Raw genomic sequence first — 16732 nt, 5'->3', positions numbered from 1 at the left:
GGACTCTCAATGTTGTTACGTAGTTTATTCGTTATCTTACTTGTTATTAGTTACACGGCAATCGCCAACACCGATCACACTGATGGTAAAAGCGACAAAAATCAAGTAACTAAATTACTTATCTTAGGTGACAGCTTAAGCGCAGGCTATGGTTTAAAACAAGAACAAGCGTGGCCTCAGTTGTTACAAAATGCGTACAACCAAGAAAAATCCCCTATCACATTGATAAATGCAAGTATTAGCGGTGAAACCAGTGGTGGTGTATTGCAACGTCTTCCCGCTTTATTAGATGAACATTCGCCAAACTGGGTATTAGTAGAAATAGGCGGTAACGACGGTTTGCGCGGTTATCCGGTAAAATTACTCAAGAATAACTTACGTCAAATTATTGATAAAAGCTTAGCTGCGAACGCAAACGTCATTTTAATGGAAGTAGCTATTACTCCTAACCTTGGTAAGCGCTACGCAACAATGTTTCAAAACGCCTATAAGCAAGTCGCAAGTGAAAAATCTGTACCAACCATTCCATTTTTTATTGAATCGGTGGTGACCAAGCCTGAGCTTATGCTACCCGATGGCATTCACCCTAACGCAAAAGCACAACCTTTATTAGTAGAGATAATGAAACAACATTTTGCAGATATAATTTTAAATAATTACTAATTACTAATTACTAATAATCAGCTTATATTTACAATAACGTTAACTGACAAAATAAAAGTTCCATTTTAATCAGGCTGCTGAGTAAAAGGATACTCATTTAGGTGAGTTAGCTGGATTGTTTTAAATACGTTTATTTTTTGAGCTGTTAAATTAATAGGTCTTAACAGTGAGCCTCGAAAAAATATCTCTCGTTGTTTAAAAGAAAGCACTACTATATTCGATGTATTAGGTAAAAAGTAACAATCGTACGTGACCAGTTATATTCAAAACAAAACAACTCACACTTTCATTAAATCGTATATTTATCACGCAGTTAAACTTTAACTAGTTGCTTTTACATAAATCCGAGAATACACTAGCAACAATGTCGGCATATAGCGCAGCTTGGTAGCGCACTGTCATGGGGTGTCAGGGGTCGCAGGTTCAAATCCTGCTATGCCGACCATTCTTTTCTCACCCTAATCAGATACTTCGAACTTTTAAATAAGTAAGAATATCAAACTATCTATTTCAAATTTAGTTGAACAGCTCTGCTTTTAACCACTACAAAATTTCATAAACCGCTTGTTTCAAATCAACAATCCTTGACTATTTAGCCCACTACTTTAAGTTATTTATACTATCGGGGTTGATTATTTAAAGGACTAAACCATGCCGGGTGCGTTTGCACACATTACAGCGGTTAATTTCGCGACCGAAAATAAATCGCTACACCAATTAGCTATATCCAAAAAAGCCAAATTAATTTTAAGTAACAAACAAAAATATCTGGAATTAGGCTGTGTTTCACCTGACTACCCTTATTTGGTGGTGGGTTTAGATAAAAAACTACAAAATAAATGGGCTGATCTTATGCATTACGAGCACACAGGAGACGTCATTAAAGCCGCTATTGCCTATTGCAAAACTCTGGAAGGAAGCGCGCAAGAAAAATCATTTGCTTGGCTGTGTGGCTATATGGCTCACGTTGCTGCAGACATTACTATTCACCCTGTCGTTGAATTAAAGGTGGGGCCGTACGAGCAAAACAAAAAAGCACATAGAGTATGTGAAATGAATCAAGATGCCTTTATTTGGCAACGGCTTAATCTTGGCGAAATTGGTTATGCTGATCGGGTCGAGCTCAATATTGGCTCATGCACTAATGCAAATAACGAATTGGATGACGATATAAAGCAAATTTGGCGTTTTTGTTTAGAGCAAACTCACCCTGAATATACAAAAAATGTAGCACCTGATTTTGATGCATGGCATTCAGGCTTTCAGTTCGTGGTTAATAATGCTGAAGAGAGCCACCGGCTTTTTCCTTGGGCCCGACATGTGGGTGTTGACCTTGGTCTAACCTATCCAATGTTAGAAGAAGTCGATTTAGATTTCATTACACAACTTGATACGCCTCACGGCAAAATGCATTACAACGATGTGTTTGATTTAGCGATTGAAAATATCAAACACTATATTAGTGTTGTCGCCAACAGTGTGTTTGAAGATATGCCTTGCGACGCGATTTGTAATTGGAATTTAGATACTGGAAAAGACGAAACGAATAAGTTAACTGTATGGGAGCACTAAAATGAAACACCTTATTTTAATTATGGGTATGCTCTTTTGCATCGCCTGTGCCAACAAGCCAAATGATTATGAGCCTGAAAGAATGGCGGACCTAGCGTCACAATTAAAAGATATTGCAGCAGCACTAGACGGCACATTGAAGTTTAGCGACACACATTACACTGAAGGACAGCAGTTGCTCCAAGACACAATTAATAATGATGCCAATCGGTTAGCACCGTTTAACCAATACCAGCTTCACGTTATTATTGACAAAAACAACGCAGCCTTACTGCTTTGTGATAACAATACCTTACTAATTGAAGATGCTGGCTGTACGGCGCAATCAGATGTGCAACATTGGCGCCAGCCTAATAATGAGTGCAAAGCAACTTTAGCGTTAAGCCAAATATGTAACTAAAAACCCTAAAGATACTAGATATAAAAAACGCAGCCTATTGGCTGCGTTTTTTTAATTTACGAATTAGTTTTTGGCTTTCGCTTTAGATTTTGGTTTTGCTTTCGCTTTTGATTCTTCTACCCACTTGCCATCAACAAATTGTGCTGTCCAACCTGTTGCTTTACCTTCAACTTCAGACATTACATATTGTGATTTAGCTTTGCGGCTATAGCGGATAATCGCGTCATTACCATCTGGATCTTTCTCTGGCGCGTCTGCTAAGTAATAAAACTTAGGTGAAATACGATCGCGAAAACGTTTTAACTCAGACACTTTAGGCGCTCGCGTTTCACGTGATTTCGGGAACGTTGACGCAGCCATAAAGATACCTGATGCGCCGTCACGTAGCACAAAGTATGCTTCCGACTTTTCACACGGTAACTCTGGTAAGTGAACCGGATCTTCTTTCGGAGGCGCAGCTTCACCATTTTTAAGCAGTTTACGGGTGTTTTTACATTCCTCGTTAGTACAACCAAAGTATTTGCCAAAACGACCCGACTTTAATTGCATTTCAGACTGACACTTGTCACATTCGATAACAGGGCCGTCGTACCCTTTAATTTTAAAGCTACCGCTTTCAATTAAATAGCCGTCACAGTCTGGGTTATTACCACACACATGCAATTTTCGCGTTTCGTCAATGAGGTATGAATCCATCGCTGTTTCGCATTTAGGACAGCGTTTCATCTGACGAAGCACTTCTGTTTCTTCGTCTTCCACATCTGCGGCTACCGCTTCTTCACCGGGTACCAAATTCATCGTTTGCGTACAACGTTCTTTAGGTGGCAATGCGTAACCAGTACACCCTAAGAAAACACCTGTTGAGGCGGTGCGAATGCCCATATTGCGACTACATGTAGGACACGACAAATCGATTTCAACCACTTGGTTAGTGCGCATGCCACCTTCATTCTCATCGGAACTGGCTTTATCTAAGTTTGCTGAGAACTCTTGGTAGAACTTATCAAGAACGTGTGTCCACTCACGCTCGCCTTCAGCGATATCATCTAAACGCTCTTCCATTTTCGCAGTGAAATCGAAATTCATTAAATCGCTAAAGCTTTCAACCAAGCGTTCATTAACAATTTCACCCATTTTTTCTGCAAAGAAGCGACGATTTTCTACACGCACATAACCACGGTCTTGAATAGTAGAGATAATTGATGCATACGTAGATGGACGACCAATACCACGTTTTTCAAGCTCACGTACCAAGCTTGCTTCACTAAAACGTGCAGGAGGCTTGGTAAAGTGTTGTTTAGGATCTAGTTCAACAAGTTTTAATACATCACCCGTTTTAACCTCAGGCAAGGCTTGTTCTTCTTGGTTTTTCTTTTTAACTGACGGCTGAACACGTGTCCAACCATCAAACTTAAGTACTCGCCCCTTAGCTTTTAATTCATAGTCATTAGCCGCAAGGGTAATTGTTGTTAAGTCATACTCTGCTGGTGTCATTTGGCATGCCACAAACTGACGCCAAATCAGCTCGTACAGTTTCTTCGCGTCAGCCTCTACACCGTCTAAATGGCCCGACAAAATAGCAACATTAGATGGACGAATTGCTTCGTGCGCCTCTTGCGCACCATCTTTTGACGAATAACGAATTGGCGATGCCGGTAAATATTTATCACCAAACTCATTTTCGATATAGCCTCTACAAGCCTCTACAGCGTCATTTGATAAATTTGTAGAGTCAGTACGCATATACGTAATAAAACCAGCCTCATAGAGCCTCTGAGCGAGCATCATCGTCTTTTTCACACCGTAGCCTAAGCGCGTACTCGCTGCTTGCTGCATTGTTGAGGTAATAAATGGCGCTGATGGTTTGCTTTTGCTTGGTTTTTGTTCAGTTGCAGCAACCTTGTATTCTGCTGCTTTTAATTTGGCAACGGCTTCATCTGCATCTGATTTATTCTTTGGTTCAAACGCCTTGCCTAAATATTTTGCTACCGCAAAACGAATTTGATCTTCATGAGATTTCAGCTCTGCGTGAATATCCCAAAATTCTTCCGGAATGAACGCTTTAATTTCACGTTCACGTTCAACTAATAAACGTACTGCTACCGATTGTACTCGACCTGCTGACAAACCGCGTGCTACTTTCGCCCAAAGTAACGGTGACACCATAAAGCCAACAACACGGTCGAGAAAACGACGCGCTTGCTGCGCGTTAACCATGTCGGTATTTAATTGACCTGGTTCAGCAAAGGCATTCTGAATCGCGTTTTTAGTGATTTCATTAAATACAACGCGTTTATACTTTGACTCATCGCCACCAATAACCTGCTCAAGGTGCCAAGCAATTGCTTCCCCTTCTCTATCCAAATCGGTTGCGAGATAAACGTAGTCAGCGTCTTTTGCGAGTTTTTGTAATTCAGCAACAACCTTTTCTTTACCAGGAAGCACTTCATAATGTGGTTGCCACCCTTTATTAGGGTCAATACCCATACGCGCAACTAAATTCGCATAATCTTTCTCTTTGCGATATTTAGCCTTTTCTTCTGGTGACATTTTGCGTACTTCAGCTGGCGATTTAGTAGCGGCTTTGTTCGCTTTACCAGATGTTGGCAGATCACGAATGTGGCCAACACTGGATTTTACGACGAAATCCTTGCCCAAATATTTATTGATTGTTTTCGCCTTGGCTGGTGACTCAACAATAACTAACGACTTACCCATATTTGCCTATTTTTACTTACGCAGTGCGATTTAATTTGTTAACCCATTTAGGGCGCTATTATTAAAGGTATATCGACAAAGTGCCAGCCTGACAAGCATATTTTTAAAAAACTCGCTATTTTTATATGTGTTAGCGCTAAAAATACACGGCTTGATTAAAATTTGAGTAGACGAGATTGAAGTTTTGAAATTTATCTGGTGCAAACTACAAGTAAGGTTTAGTTAAAAATCTAAATTTAAAAAACAACATAAACACGGTCAAATTAGTTTGTTACAAAATTAATTTTAGCCCTACACCTAAATCCCCAGAATATATTAAATATAGTCAAATATTGATAATTTCAACAAACACGAAGGAGACATTGATATCCTGTATTGAGTATTTAAATTCTCATAAAGTTATTCATTACATTAATTTTATTTTCCCTAATTAACATAATTAAAAAACGCTCGATAATTCATATCGAGCGTTTTTACAATTGGATTAAAATTATGTTGTTAGATTATCCATCATCAAACACATCCATACTAATTTGACTTACATTACCTTTTGGAGTTGTGAATTTTACAGATAAATTACCAAATCGTTTGTTATTCGGAGCCCCTTCTCGCCCAACTCCTACATTGATAAACGTAGGCTTATCAGTTCCTGTACTCGGCATTGAAAAAGGACTTGAACCAATATATGCGCCATTAGTTGCATTTGGCTCAATGGTCGTCTCTGCTGGCATCGGATTACCATAAATATCGGTAAAATAAAATAATGGAGAAATTAATGGTATACCTACTTCTATGGTAACATCTTGCTCAGCACATAATTGATTTTCCTCATTCCAAACTGCACCTCGCCCATCACAGTCATGCGGCGTATCAGGGTTATTATCATCGTCGACATGGATACGATAATAAGATAAATCAACAGATGCAATATCGCAATACACTCCGTCATACCCTGTGATCGAAGATAATTCATCATCCGAGCGCTCTAACGATAATATTGGGCGAGTTGGCCCTTCGCCATAAAAAACCCACTGAGCATCTGCCCCTGAGGGAGCTTGTAAGTAAACGTCCTCACACTGTGCTGTAATCCCATCAAAACCTTCAAGCAAATCACCTGACTCAGATTTCAAATTACGCTGCCAATTTAGCGCATCATCACGAATAGCGAATCTTCCATAAGCTGTGCTTCCTGACATTATAATTTCAACGTTACGGCGTAAATGAATTAAGCTACGATTACAAGCTCCCAGAGCTTCAGCTTCCTCAGTACAAACCAATCCATTAAAAATACCATCAGCTTCATTCCAAACACCGTCATCATTGCTATCATCAAAACTAGCTAAGAACTCTTCTAGCTCACCGCCATTAGTAGTTTTAGGCGTGCATTTCTCGCCAGTACTGCAATCAACATTACCATCAAACTGCCCATTTTCATTATTATCTAAAAACGCTTCGGGCAGATCATAAAGGCTGTAAAACTCTCCATTATCAAAAACACCGTTTCCATTTCTATCTATATAGCTCTCTTCCCCTACAGCAGTAGCTAAAACAGTAACCCTTGCAGCTAATGGAACACCTCTATCAGCTTCTGGGGTATCAGCTGTATTGCCATTTGCGCGTTTTAAACCCGTAGCGCAAGGAGCAGGAGAACCAAAATATGTGTCACAGTTTATTTCACCTGTATTAGGGTTAATTGAATTAATCGCATTCCCCCACAGAGGATCAGTATAAGGTTGAGGGTTTTGACTTCTCCACTGAACCGTGCAAGCACCGTCAACCGTTTCACACTGTTGCAAAGGAGTGAACTTTTCGCCATCAATTGTACCAACAGCGCCACCCTCTGAGCGGATATGAACAGTAGTTCCGTCTGGAACAAAATTATTAAAATGGTCAGCCAGGTAAACCGAAAGGTCAACTATTTCATTAACGTAATTCAATGCTTCAACATTATACGACTCAGCAGATAGTGTAAAACTATCGTTATCAGGTAGACCCGAAGAAATCGTCAATAAATCCGATACCCCTGAAATCTGAGCATCTAATGAAACTAAAGACAAATTACCGTCAGGACATACAGAATCATCTTTATTAGCCTTACAACGATCATAAATTTCTTTCCAACAAGTAACATCGTCAACAGGGAAGTTTTCGGGTATCTGATCGTTTGGTACGTAGCATGCTTGAACTCGAACTGGCATCGGTACAGTACCCGCAGTAACAGTTACCTCAGCTATCCCTTGACTGTTAGTATCGACCGATTTCCGATTTAAATAAACACCACCATTATAAGAGTTTAATTTGAATTCAAGACGATTATTCGCCACGGGCTGACCTAATTCGTCTTTAAGTTTAAACGAAACATTAGTTGATTCTGTGCGGTTTTTTCCACCCGTACCTTTCAAAGCAATTACGCTTTGAGTTGAATCAACGAATTCAATCGACGCAACTGCTGAGCTTGAAAGAGGAATAAACGTACTGATAGATTTGCCATTTACCACAGCAGTAACTGTATCTTCAGGATTACCATTACATCCCAACGAGCGGTAAGTTGCTTGAGCTTTACCACCAATGCTTGTGACTGATGGGTCTAGTTCTGCACCACTAGCCTGAGTACAGTTTGACGAGAACTCAACATCTAGAGGTAACGTCAATGGTGAACCGTCGGTGTCAGTTAAGCTTACAGTTATAACTGTTGTCGCCCCTGAAGCTAAAGGTTGATATTCACTTTGGCTGCCAGGTTTTAAATCAAGGCCGTTATCAATATCAAGTGTAAATTCTGCTACACCAACATTAAAGGCTTTGCTAGCCTCAACTGATTTTGCTGTTGCAGTAATTATACCCGCTTCGTTTTTTGTACCTGGCTGTAAAGTTAACAATGCTATACCAAAACTATCAGTTACCGCTTTGCCCGATTCAGGTGATAATTTACCTACGGTAGTAGAAACATCAACAAGCATACCATTGAACCCGTCCCCAGTGCTGGCATTAGATGCCGATACAAAGACAGTACCTAGTTTGTCCGAAGAGATATCGCGAGTTACCACTGTACACCCTGAAGTAGGTTCCGTCGGATCTAATTTTACTAAATCTCTATTCTCAGTCCAATTTTCATTACAGTCGGTAAGAAGCTTTACATCAACCACAGCTTCTGCTTGCTCGACAGATGAGTCATCCCCCGAAGAATAAAAGAAAGCTGATTGACTCAGCTGCTCTCCATCGAGAGTGGCTGTAATCTTTCCTGCGCCTTTAAAATCACCCGCACTTAGCTGAACTGTAGCCTGACCTTGAGAATTTAAAGAAGCGGTTCCAGTTTCAGAAAGAAGCCTACCAGTATATTGCGTTGAGAAGATAATTAAGCCATTCGTGACAGGCTCGCCCTCTTGAGTAACCGTTGCTGTAACTATACCTAGGTTATCTTTCGTAATAGGGTTTGCATCAGTGAAGCTGTTATTGTTTTTATCAAATACATTTACCGTAATAAGCTTATTACCTACCGAACCTGTATCGCCTTCATCGCCGGTACTCGAAAACGCTAATGCAACTTCTAGATCATCATCGCGATCAATTGGATTGAAAACTGCTGTAACTTGACCGGAACCAGCTATCGAACCTGCTCTTAGTGCTATTTCAGCAACGCCATCTGCATTTGTTTGTGCGGTACCAACTTCTGGATCCAATGACCCTACTGTACCACCATCAAATTCGGCTAAAGTAAACGTAATTAACTGGTTTGAAAAAGCTTTACCATTTTTCTTTAATACAGCCTTTAACAAACCAGGTTGAGCAGCAGATACTTGAGAAATACCATTCCCACCATCTGTTGAGTGAAGAGTAACTTTAAGTTCGTAGCTGTTTGCTGAACCACCACCATCTGGTGACTCTAAGCTACCACCACCACCACATGCTGTTAGCATAAAGCTACACAGCAGAGCGAAGAGTAATCGGATCGAAGGCATAACTTCTCCCTTGCATAAAAATTATAATTAGAGTTATTCAGTCTATATTAAACTAATAATCCAACAAAAATCATAGCATTTTTAAAAAAACTTACCGTATTTCCTTTAAATTTTTATGTTCACTGGTACGCTATGCAGAAAATCACAATAAATATACATACTAAATTATGACATCCACTATTTCACAACCTACAGGTTTGGGGTTAACAGGCAAGATCCTCATCGGTATGGTTTTAGGTATTATCACCGGCTTTTTGTTCAAAGCGCTAATGGGCGAATCGGGCGATTTCACTCTAACTGCGGGTGAGTTTACGTTTTCATTTAAAGGCTTTTTTGTTGACGGTATTTTTCATATTGGCGGTCAAATATTTGTTAACAGTTTAAAGATGTTAGTCGTACCTTTAGTATTTATCTCGCTTGTGTGTGGTACGTGTAGCTTAAGCGACCCTAAAAAATTAGGTCGCTTAGGTGGCAAATCAATTGGTTTGTACCTTCTTACGACTGCCATTGCGATTACTATTGCAATGACCCTAGCGCTTCTAATCACCCCAGGTGAAGGCATTAATATGCCAAGTTCATCTACGTTTGATGCGAAGCAAGCGCCGACACTTGTTGATGTCATTATTAACATGTTCCCAACCAACCCGATTAACGCAATGTCTAGCGGAAATATGCTACAAGTAATTGTGTTTGCACTATTATTTGGTATTGCAATGGCACTTAGCGGTGACGCGGGAAAACGCTTAACGGCAGTGTTTGAAGATCTAAATACAATTATTTTAAAGCTAGTAACTATTCTAATGAATATTGCACCATACGGTGTGTTCTTTTTAATGGCGAAGCTATTTAGCTATATTGAAGGCGACTTAATCGTTAAGCTTATCTTTTACTTCGGCACTGTTTTACTTGCGCTATTTATTCATGCATTAATTGTATACCCAGTACTACTTAAAACATTTACAGGGTTAAACCCACAAACATTTCTAAATAAAGTAAAAGAGTTGTCTATTTTTGCGTTTAGCACTTCAAGCTCAAGCGCAACTATGCCAGTAACGCTAGAAACAGCCACTAAAAAACTAGGGGCCGATAACAAAGTCGCTTCTTTCACAGTCCCCTTAGGTGCAACCATTAACATGGACGGCACCGCAATTATGCAAGGTGTTGCCACTGTATTCATCGCACAGGTATTTACTGTCGATTTAAGCTTTACCGATTACTTAATGGTTATCTTAACTGCAACACTTGCCTCTGTTGGCACTGCGGGCGTTCCTGGTGTTGGATTGATTATGCTTGCAATGGTTCTTAACCAAGTAGGCTTACCAGTTGAAGGTATCGCCATTATTATAGGTGTAGATCGCCTGTTAGATATGACTCGCACTGCTGTTAACGTAACAGGAGATTGCATGGTTACGTGTATCGTTGCTAAGTCTGAAGGCGAATTTGATGATGCGGTATTTAACGATAGCGATGCCGGTAAAGAGTTTGAAAATATACGCTAAGCGTTAGCGTATATTAAAAAGCCGCTAATTTTAGCGGCTTTTTTGTTGCAAGAGCTTAATTATTAATGATATAGCTCTTTGCTTTTTGATAATAATTTAGCGATTACATTATCAATGATTCCTGTTACGCCTAACCCGAGTTTATCTGATAAGCCTTTTTTGGTTTTATAGGTTATCTCAAGCAACTCGAATTGCTCATTTAACGCTAGCAATAAATCGTCACTTGTCTGGATCTCATCAACTAATCCTAACTTGTGTGCATCTGTACCAAACCAAGTTTCACCTGTCGCCACTTTTTCTACATTTAGGTTTGGCCTAGCAGATTGAACATGTTCGCGAAACAATACGTGAATTTGCTCTAGTTCTTGCTTAAATTTTTCACGGCCAATGTCATTATTTTCACCGAACATTGTTAGCGTGCGTTTAAACTCACCGGCAGTGATTTGCTCGAACTCTACGTGATTTTTCTTTAGCAATTTATTGAAATTTGGTAACTGCGCAATAACACCTATGCTGCCAACCATAGCAAACGGGGCACAAACAAATTTATCTGATACGCAGGCCATCATATAACCACCACTTGCTGCAATTTTGTCTACACTAACAATAAGCTCAAGTTTTGCCTGTTTAAGGCGTGCCAATTGCGATGCTGCAAGTCCATAACCATGCACTACGCCACCACCGCTTTCAAGCTTAAGGACCACTTTATCGCTTGGCTTTGCTATCTGAATAATCGCCGTCACTTCATTTCGCAGTGACTCGACTTCCTTCGCATCAACGCCGCCCTTAAAAGACAGTACAAATACTTTATTTAGGTTTTCGTTAGCAGTGTTTTTAGATGCTTTTTTTTCGCTCTTCTCAAAATCTTTAAAGGCATTTTTATCAAGCGTTACGCTTAATAGCGCTTTCTTTTGTTGATCTAACTTTTCGCTTAAGCTTTCAATCGCTAATTCACCTTTACTTGCTTTAGGTTTACTTGAAGCCCCCACAATCAATACAACAATAATGGCAAACGCTACTACAAATGTGACTGTTTTTGCGAGAAATAATCCATATTCGTATAAAAATTCCAAACTTTAACTCCGTAATTAATGTTTTGCGTACTCTAAATAAAATCGAGGCAAAAAAAAAGCCGCACTAACGAGTGCGGCTTGATATTGTGTTTAATATTATTCAGTTACAACAGCTGTATTTGTAACTTGTAGCATTAAGCCTCTGCTCGCTAAGAATGACGCGATCTGGCTTTGCATTTCAGCATTGGCAGCTGCAGCATCCGCTGCCGTAACACCATATGCAGGCGCTGGCGTTAGTACTGAGCCATGGTGGCCTTTGGTAAACTTAACTAGGTAACTATTAGGCGTTTCAGTCATTTGTGACGTCGCAACTGGCGTAAGACCCATTAGCATGCCCGATGGCACAGTGCCTGATACCGGGTTAATTGTTGAATATGGTGGAATAACCGTATCTGCTGGGTTACCCGCACCGTCACCAATTACGACATTTTGATAGATAGCTGTACCCTGTGACGCAACTTTACTTGCTAAAGAATTAGAGTCAGCTGCATCAACTGCGGTTTGAATAGCAAAAGCAAATTGACTAATCGTACCTGAAATATTCGCTAATTTTGCTGTTTCTTCAGCCTGTGCAAGCATAGTTGTATAAGCAACAAATGCACAACCCGTAAGTTCACTTTGTGAGTCCTCATAGGCGGCACATGCAGCCTTAACCTCATCAGAACTCATAAATGCAACAAATTCTGCTGATTCAGCTGTACCCGCTCCCGCTAATACAGAACCTTTAATTACGTTACCAAACGCGTTCGATTCAAGTAAAAAGCCCGCTAAACCGCCGCTACCACTTGCAAGTGCTGCTGTGTGCACCCTGAATAGCGGGTCAATAAGAGCCGCATCTTCTGGCTTTACTATAGAAGCAACTGACTCATTTGCAGCAGCTAAGAAACCTGGCGCAACCACAGCACCAAGAGAGTGACCAACAAAGCTTACGTCTGTCGGATTGATTCCTTGTAGGTTTGTCGCCGCTAGTGATAAGCGTAAACCAAGTAAATCAGACATTGATTGACGTAAATTATCTCGCGCCACTAAGCTTGACGATAAGTTCATGTAGTGAAGTACGTTACCGTTTTCACCCGAAGCAATAAAGTCTATTGTGCCATTGTTATCAGCGTCGATGCCACGTTCACCGTGTAATGGGTGATCAATTGCAACCGTTACAAAACCTTGCAATGTAAGCGCACCAGTAAGCGCTAGCATGCTTTCTTTTGTACTGGTAATACCGTGTTGTAAGATAACAACCGGCCAACCGGTTGCAGGCATAGCGAGTGCTGGCATACCAAGTTGCGCACGTACCGCGTTAATGACCGTTAAGTCATCTGCTGGCGTTGTAACTTGAACTGGAACATTTGCCGGTGTTTGAGGATACGGAAGTGGATTATATTTAGTTAAGTGGCGCTGCTCATCTATACCTCGGTCACGCAGTTTTCCGTTCGATGCGTTAAAGCAAATCGTATCTTTACCTTCTGCAGGTTGTTCCGGAATATAGCCTCCATTTGCTACGAAACCAGCAAGCGTTGCCGCGCCATCACACAACGCTTTCCAGTATGTATCGTTTAACGCAGAATCATCTGTGCCTTGTGGCTTTCTTAAGTAATGCGGTAATACAACCGAGCCACGCTCGTACTTGATTTGATCAAAAACAGGCGAAGGCGGCTGCGCGCCTTGAGAGCGGAACAATACGTCACCTACAGTCATACCAGTAGATGGCCCCATCATAAGTTGTGGCATGTTTTGTTTTGTAGCGGCACTCATAGCATACATATTTTTAACCATACTCATTACAGAGCCAGCTGATTGAATGCTCATTGCGCCAGTATAGATAATATCGTCTTTGGTCAAAGAACCTGATTGAGTAACAATATTTTCATAGCTATTAATTACGCCTTGCAGCGCTTTTTGCTCATCAGTTACCAGTGGTAATGATTCAATGTCGAGTTTAACTAAGCCGTAAGTTTCTGAAGGTTCAAATGACTCACCGCTCGTATCACGTAGTGCTTTTGTCACAACGTTGATATATGCAGAGCCTTGATTAAATGGTTTAAGCGGAACAATCGCGATATTGTTGCCGCTAGCTTGTGCAACAAAATCAACACCAAATGTTAACTCTTTAACGTACTTACACGCTAAACCCGCTTGTACTTGCGCACATTCTGTGTCAGTAATGCTTGCGCCCATTACAACTTCAAACAAACGCACTGAATCACCATTAACAGTGCTAGTGTCAAGCACTAAACCTGCAGGTACATCTAATGCGATTTGATAAGGTGATTGCGTTGACCAACCATCAAGGGCGCCTAAGGCCGTTTGTGGGTCAGCATAGTTAATTTCTTCGGCGGCTTCGCCTGGCATATTTAGTGTGCCGTCAGTTGTTCCTAAAAACAGTAAATCATTTGGCACTGACACGACGCCGTTTGACGGATCAAATGCGACAGTAGCTGCAGTCCTTGCAGGCGCGATTACTTCTGACTCATTTTTAACATCTTCTAAGCTCTCACCACAGCCGTATAACGCTGTAGCAATCGCCATTGTGAGTAGCACTTTTTTCATTTTATTGCTCCAAACCCGATCTTTTTTATTGTGTGTATTTGATATTAAACATCAAAAATTAATTTGTCGGTGGTTATTATTAAGACATTAGACCAGTTAAAGTTAACTTAAACAAAGCAATTTCTCCACCTAAATTTAAATAAATCACGAAACTATTTTACTTGACTATGGTATGATGGCGAAAAATTTTGAACACCTAAACTAATATGCATGATTATCAAGCAAGTAATGACGCGCTTAACAACAAAGTCATTCTCGTAACGGGTGCCGGTGATGGCATCGGTAAAGTTGCCGCAATTGAATTTGCAAAACACGGCGCAACGGTAATTTTATTAGGTAAAACAGTTGCAAAACTTGAAGCCGTATACGATGAAATTATCGCATTAGGCGCGCCCCAACCTGCAATTGTACCGCTCGATATGAAAGGCGCAACAAAACAACACTATCGTGATTTAGCAGCCACAATTGAAAATGAATTTGGTCGCCTTGACGGATTATTAAATAACGCATCTATCATTGGTTCATTAGGACCACTAGAGCATTTCTGCGTATCAACATTCGAAAACATTATGAAAGTGAACGTTACCGCACAAGCTGTGTTAACTAAGTCACTTTTTCCGCTGTTAAGAAAGTCTGATAACGCATCAATAATATTTACATCAAGTGGTGTTGGCCGCGAAGGAAGAGAGTTCTGGGGTGCTTACGCAATTTCAAAGTTTGCCACAGAAGGCATGATGCAAACTTGGTCTAAAGAAGTTGGTAAAACGAATATTCGTATCAACTGCATCAATCCAGGTGCAACACGCACAGCAATGCGTGCAATTGCGTTCCCTGGTGAAGATAAAGACAAGTTAAAAACACCAGCCGATTTAATGCCAACATACCTGTACTTAATGTCGGATGATTCAATTGGTGTGAATGGCCAATCGATTGACGCGCAACCTAAAGTATAAATTGCAAAACACATAAAAAAATAGCGCAGTAATCTGCGCTATTTTTTTGCCTTTAAGCTTTGACTGTCTCGTGTTGATTCGACATTGACCACGCATTTAGTAGCGCTCTCACGAGCGACGCTAACGGAATTGCAAAGAAAACGCCCCAAAACCCCCACAAGCCACCAAAAAACAATACCGCAACAATGATGTAAACCGGGTGTAAGTCTACCGCTTCAGAAAACAGCAGTGGCACCAATAAGTTTCCATCTAACGCCTGAATAACACCATAAGCAATGATCACATACAAAAACTCACTACCCACACCAAATTGAAATAACGCCACAAGCGCTACGGGGATTGTTACCAGCGCCGCACCTACAAACGGAATAAGCACCGAGAAACCAACTAACGTGCCAAGTAACGCCGCATAGCGTAAGTCTAATATTGTAAAAGTAATAAACGTGGTTGACCCAACAATTAAAATTTCAAAAATTTTGCCACGTATATAGTTCATAATTTGCTGGTTCATTTCCTGCCAAACCTGACTGATTAGTTTTCTCTCTTTTGGAATAAACTTTTCAAAACCCGCAAGTAGCAAATGTTTATCTTTCAACATAAAAAACACTAAAAGAGGCACAAGAATTAAATAAACTAACCAAGCCACCACATCTTTCAATGAATTAAGTGAAGTAGATAGCACCGTTTGACCAATCGTCACTGCGTGCCCTTCCACAGACGATAATATCGATTTAACTTGCTCAGGGTTAACCAACTCAGGATAACTACTCGGAAGCGTCATTAAGTAGCCTTTCCCCTGCTCTAACATGGAAGGTAAATCTTGCACAAAATTAGATAATTGGTGCCATAACACCGGTATGATACCCACCACAATCGATACAACTAACCCACTGAATATCAACATCACCAGAGTGCTAGAAATAACGCGAGACACGCCCGTATGCATTAGTTTTTGTACCGGCCAATCTAATAGATATGCGATAACTAAAGCCACCATAACCGGAATAATATACGTGCCAAAAAAATAAAATGCCGCAGCTAAACCCAGCGTCAGCATTAATAATGTAATTGAATTTGGATCTGAAAACTTGCGCGAGTACCACTGTTTAAAAATATGTAACACTAATTCGCTTCCTCAATGGGGTTAGTTACAGTTAATACATTAGATTGCAATGTATAGGTTCGCTGTTGGTTGTCAAGATAGCGAAATACATCGTTGAGCTGTGCATCTTGAGCAAACTTAAACACCACATAATTGGCCGTATTGTTTTGTTTTAATAGATATTTAAATTGAACAAATAATTGAGGACATTTAAGCCCTGTTAAATCTTTCATACAGAATAAAAAACAT

The 16732-nt window shown here is 40.4% G+C and carries 10 protein-coding genes and 1 tRNA gene; 6 read left to right on the top strand and 5 right to left on the bottom strand.

Features of this window, described 5'->3' with window-relative positions:
• Positions 1-9 precede the first annotated feature (9 nt).
• The 4 genes from AC2IOM_RS10115 to AC2IOM_RS10100 all read left to right on the top strand — a co-directional run bounded on the left by AC2IOM_RS10115 (position 10) and on the right by AC2IOM_RS10100 (position 2635).
• A complete protein-coding gene (locus AC2IOM_RS10115; protein WP_486358273.1) occupies positions 10-663 on the top strand; it encodes an arylesterase in 654 nt (217 codons plus the stop codon).
• A gap of 368 nt (positions 664-1031) precedes the next feature.
• Positions 1032-1108: transfer RNA gene (locus AC2IOM_RS10110), tRNA-Pro, on the top strand.
• Positions 1109-1314: 206 nt separating this feature from the next.
• Positions 1315-2235, top strand: coding sequence for a zinc dependent phospholipase C family protein (locus tag AC2IOM_RS10105; RefSeq protein WP_486358272.1), 921 nt, complete (start codon positions 1315-1317; stop codon positions 2233-2235).
• Between the two features lies 1 nt (position 2236).
• Positions 2237-2635 (top strand): hypothetical protein, encoded by a 399-nt coding sequence (locus AC2IOM_RS10100; protein ID WP_486358271.1) that lies wholly within the window; start codon positions 2237-2239, stop codon positions 2633-2635.
• A gap of 63 nt (positions 2636-2698) precedes the next feature.
• Here AC2IOM_RS10100 and topA read toward each other — a convergent pair whose 3' ends face one another.
• Both topA and AC2IOM_RS10090 read right to left on the bottom strand, forming a co-directional pair.
• Positions 2699-5353, bottom strand: a complete 2655-nt coding sequence (gene topA, locus AC2IOM_RS10095) for a type I DNA topoisomerase (protein WP_100913601.1) — start codon at positions 5351-5353, stop codon at positions 2699-2701.
• Positions 5354-5856: 503 nt separating this feature from the next.
• Complete coding sequence (locus tag AC2IOM_RS10090; protein WP_486358270.1) at positions 5857-9267, bottom strand: Ig-like domain-containing protein; 3411 nt, start codon at positions 9265-9267, stop codon at positions 5857-5859.
• A 209-nt stretch (positions 9268-9476) separates the two neighbouring features.
• Here AC2IOM_RS10090 and AC2IOM_RS10085 point away from each other — a divergent pair, with 209 nt between their 5' ends.
• Complete coding sequence (locus tag AC2IOM_RS10085; RefSeq protein ID WP_486358269.1) at positions 9477-10808, top strand: dicarboxylate/amino acid:cation symporter; 1332 nt, start codon at positions 9477-9479, stop codon at positions 10806-10808.
• A gap of 62 nt (positions 10809-10870) precedes the next feature.
• On the opposite strand, the gene sohB is transcribed toward AC2IOM_RS10085, so the two are convergent.
• Both sohB and AC2IOM_RS10075 read right to left on the bottom strand, forming a co-directional pair.
• Positions 10871-11881 carry a protease SohB gene (gene sohB, locus AC2IOM_RS10080; RefSeq protein WP_486358268.1) on the bottom strand — a complete coding sequence of 337 codons (1011 nt, stop codon included), beginning with the start codon at positions 11879-11881 and terminating at the stop codon, positions 10871-10873.
• A 96-nt stretch (positions 11882-11977) separates the two neighbouring features.
• Positions 11978-14428, bottom strand: coding sequence for a VolA/Pla-1 family phospholipase (locus AC2IOM_RS10075; RefSeq protein ID WP_486358267.1), 2451 nt, complete (start codon positions 14426-14428; stop codon positions 11978-11980).
• Between the two features lie 206 nt (positions 14429-14634).
• Between AC2IOM_RS10075 and AC2IOM_RS10070 the strand changes: the two genes are divergently transcribed.
• On the top strand, positions 14635-15381 hold the full coding sequence (locus tag AC2IOM_RS10070; protein ID WP_100913605.1) for a YciK family oxidoreductase: 747 nt from the start codon (positions 14635-14637) through the stop codon (positions 15379-15381).
• A gap of 52 nt (positions 15382-15433) precedes the next feature.
• Here AC2IOM_RS10070 and AC2IOM_RS10065 read toward each other — a convergent pair whose 3' ends face one another.
• Positions 15434-16504 (bottom strand): AI-2E family transporter, encoded by a 1071-nt coding sequence (locus AC2IOM_RS10065; RefSeq protein WP_486358266.1) that lies wholly within the window; start codon positions 16502-16504, stop codon positions 15434-15436.
• Positions 16505-16732 lie beyond the last annotated feature (228 nt).

This window comes from Pseudoalteromonas sp. NS-SX12, from assembly GCF_057367955.1.
Note: the sequence above shows the minus strand (reverse complement) of the source record. Positions and strands in the feature narration are given on the sequence as shown.

Bases quoted from the DNA above. Each gene is read 5' to 3' on its own strand.
- AC2IOM_RS10115 (WP_486358273.1), top strand. From the start codon at position 10: ATGTTGTTACGTAGTTTATTCGTTATCTTACTTGTTATTAGTTACACG.
- AC2IOM_RS10085 (WP_486358269.1), top strand. From the start codon at position 9,477: ATGACATCCACTATTTCACAACCTACAGGTTTGGGGTTAACAGGCAAG.
- AC2IOM_RS10070 (WP_100913605.1), top strand. From the start codon at position 14,635: ATGCATGATTATCAAGCAAGTAATGACGCGCTTAACAACAAAGTCATT.
- AC2IOM_RS10090 (WP_486358270.1), bottom strand. From the start codon at position 9,267: ATGCTAACAGCATGTGGTGGTGGTGGTAGCTTAGAGTCACCAGATGGT.
- AC2IOM_RS10075 (WP_486358267.1), bottom strand. From the start codon at position 14,428: ATGAAAAAAGTGCTACTCACAATGGCGATTGCTACAGCGTTATACGGC.
- AC2IOM_RS10100 (WP_486358271.1), top strand. From the start codon at position 2,237: ATGAAACACCTTATTTTAATTATGGGTATGCTCTTTTGCATCGCCTGT.
- AC2IOM_RS10105 (WP_486358272.1), top strand. From the start codon at position 1,315: ATGCCGGGTGCGTTTGCACACATTACAGCGGTTAATTTCGCGACCGAA.
- topA (WP_100913601.1), bottom strand. From the start codon at position 5,353: ATGGGTAAGTCGTTAGTTATTGTTGAGTCACCAGCCAAGGCGAAAACA.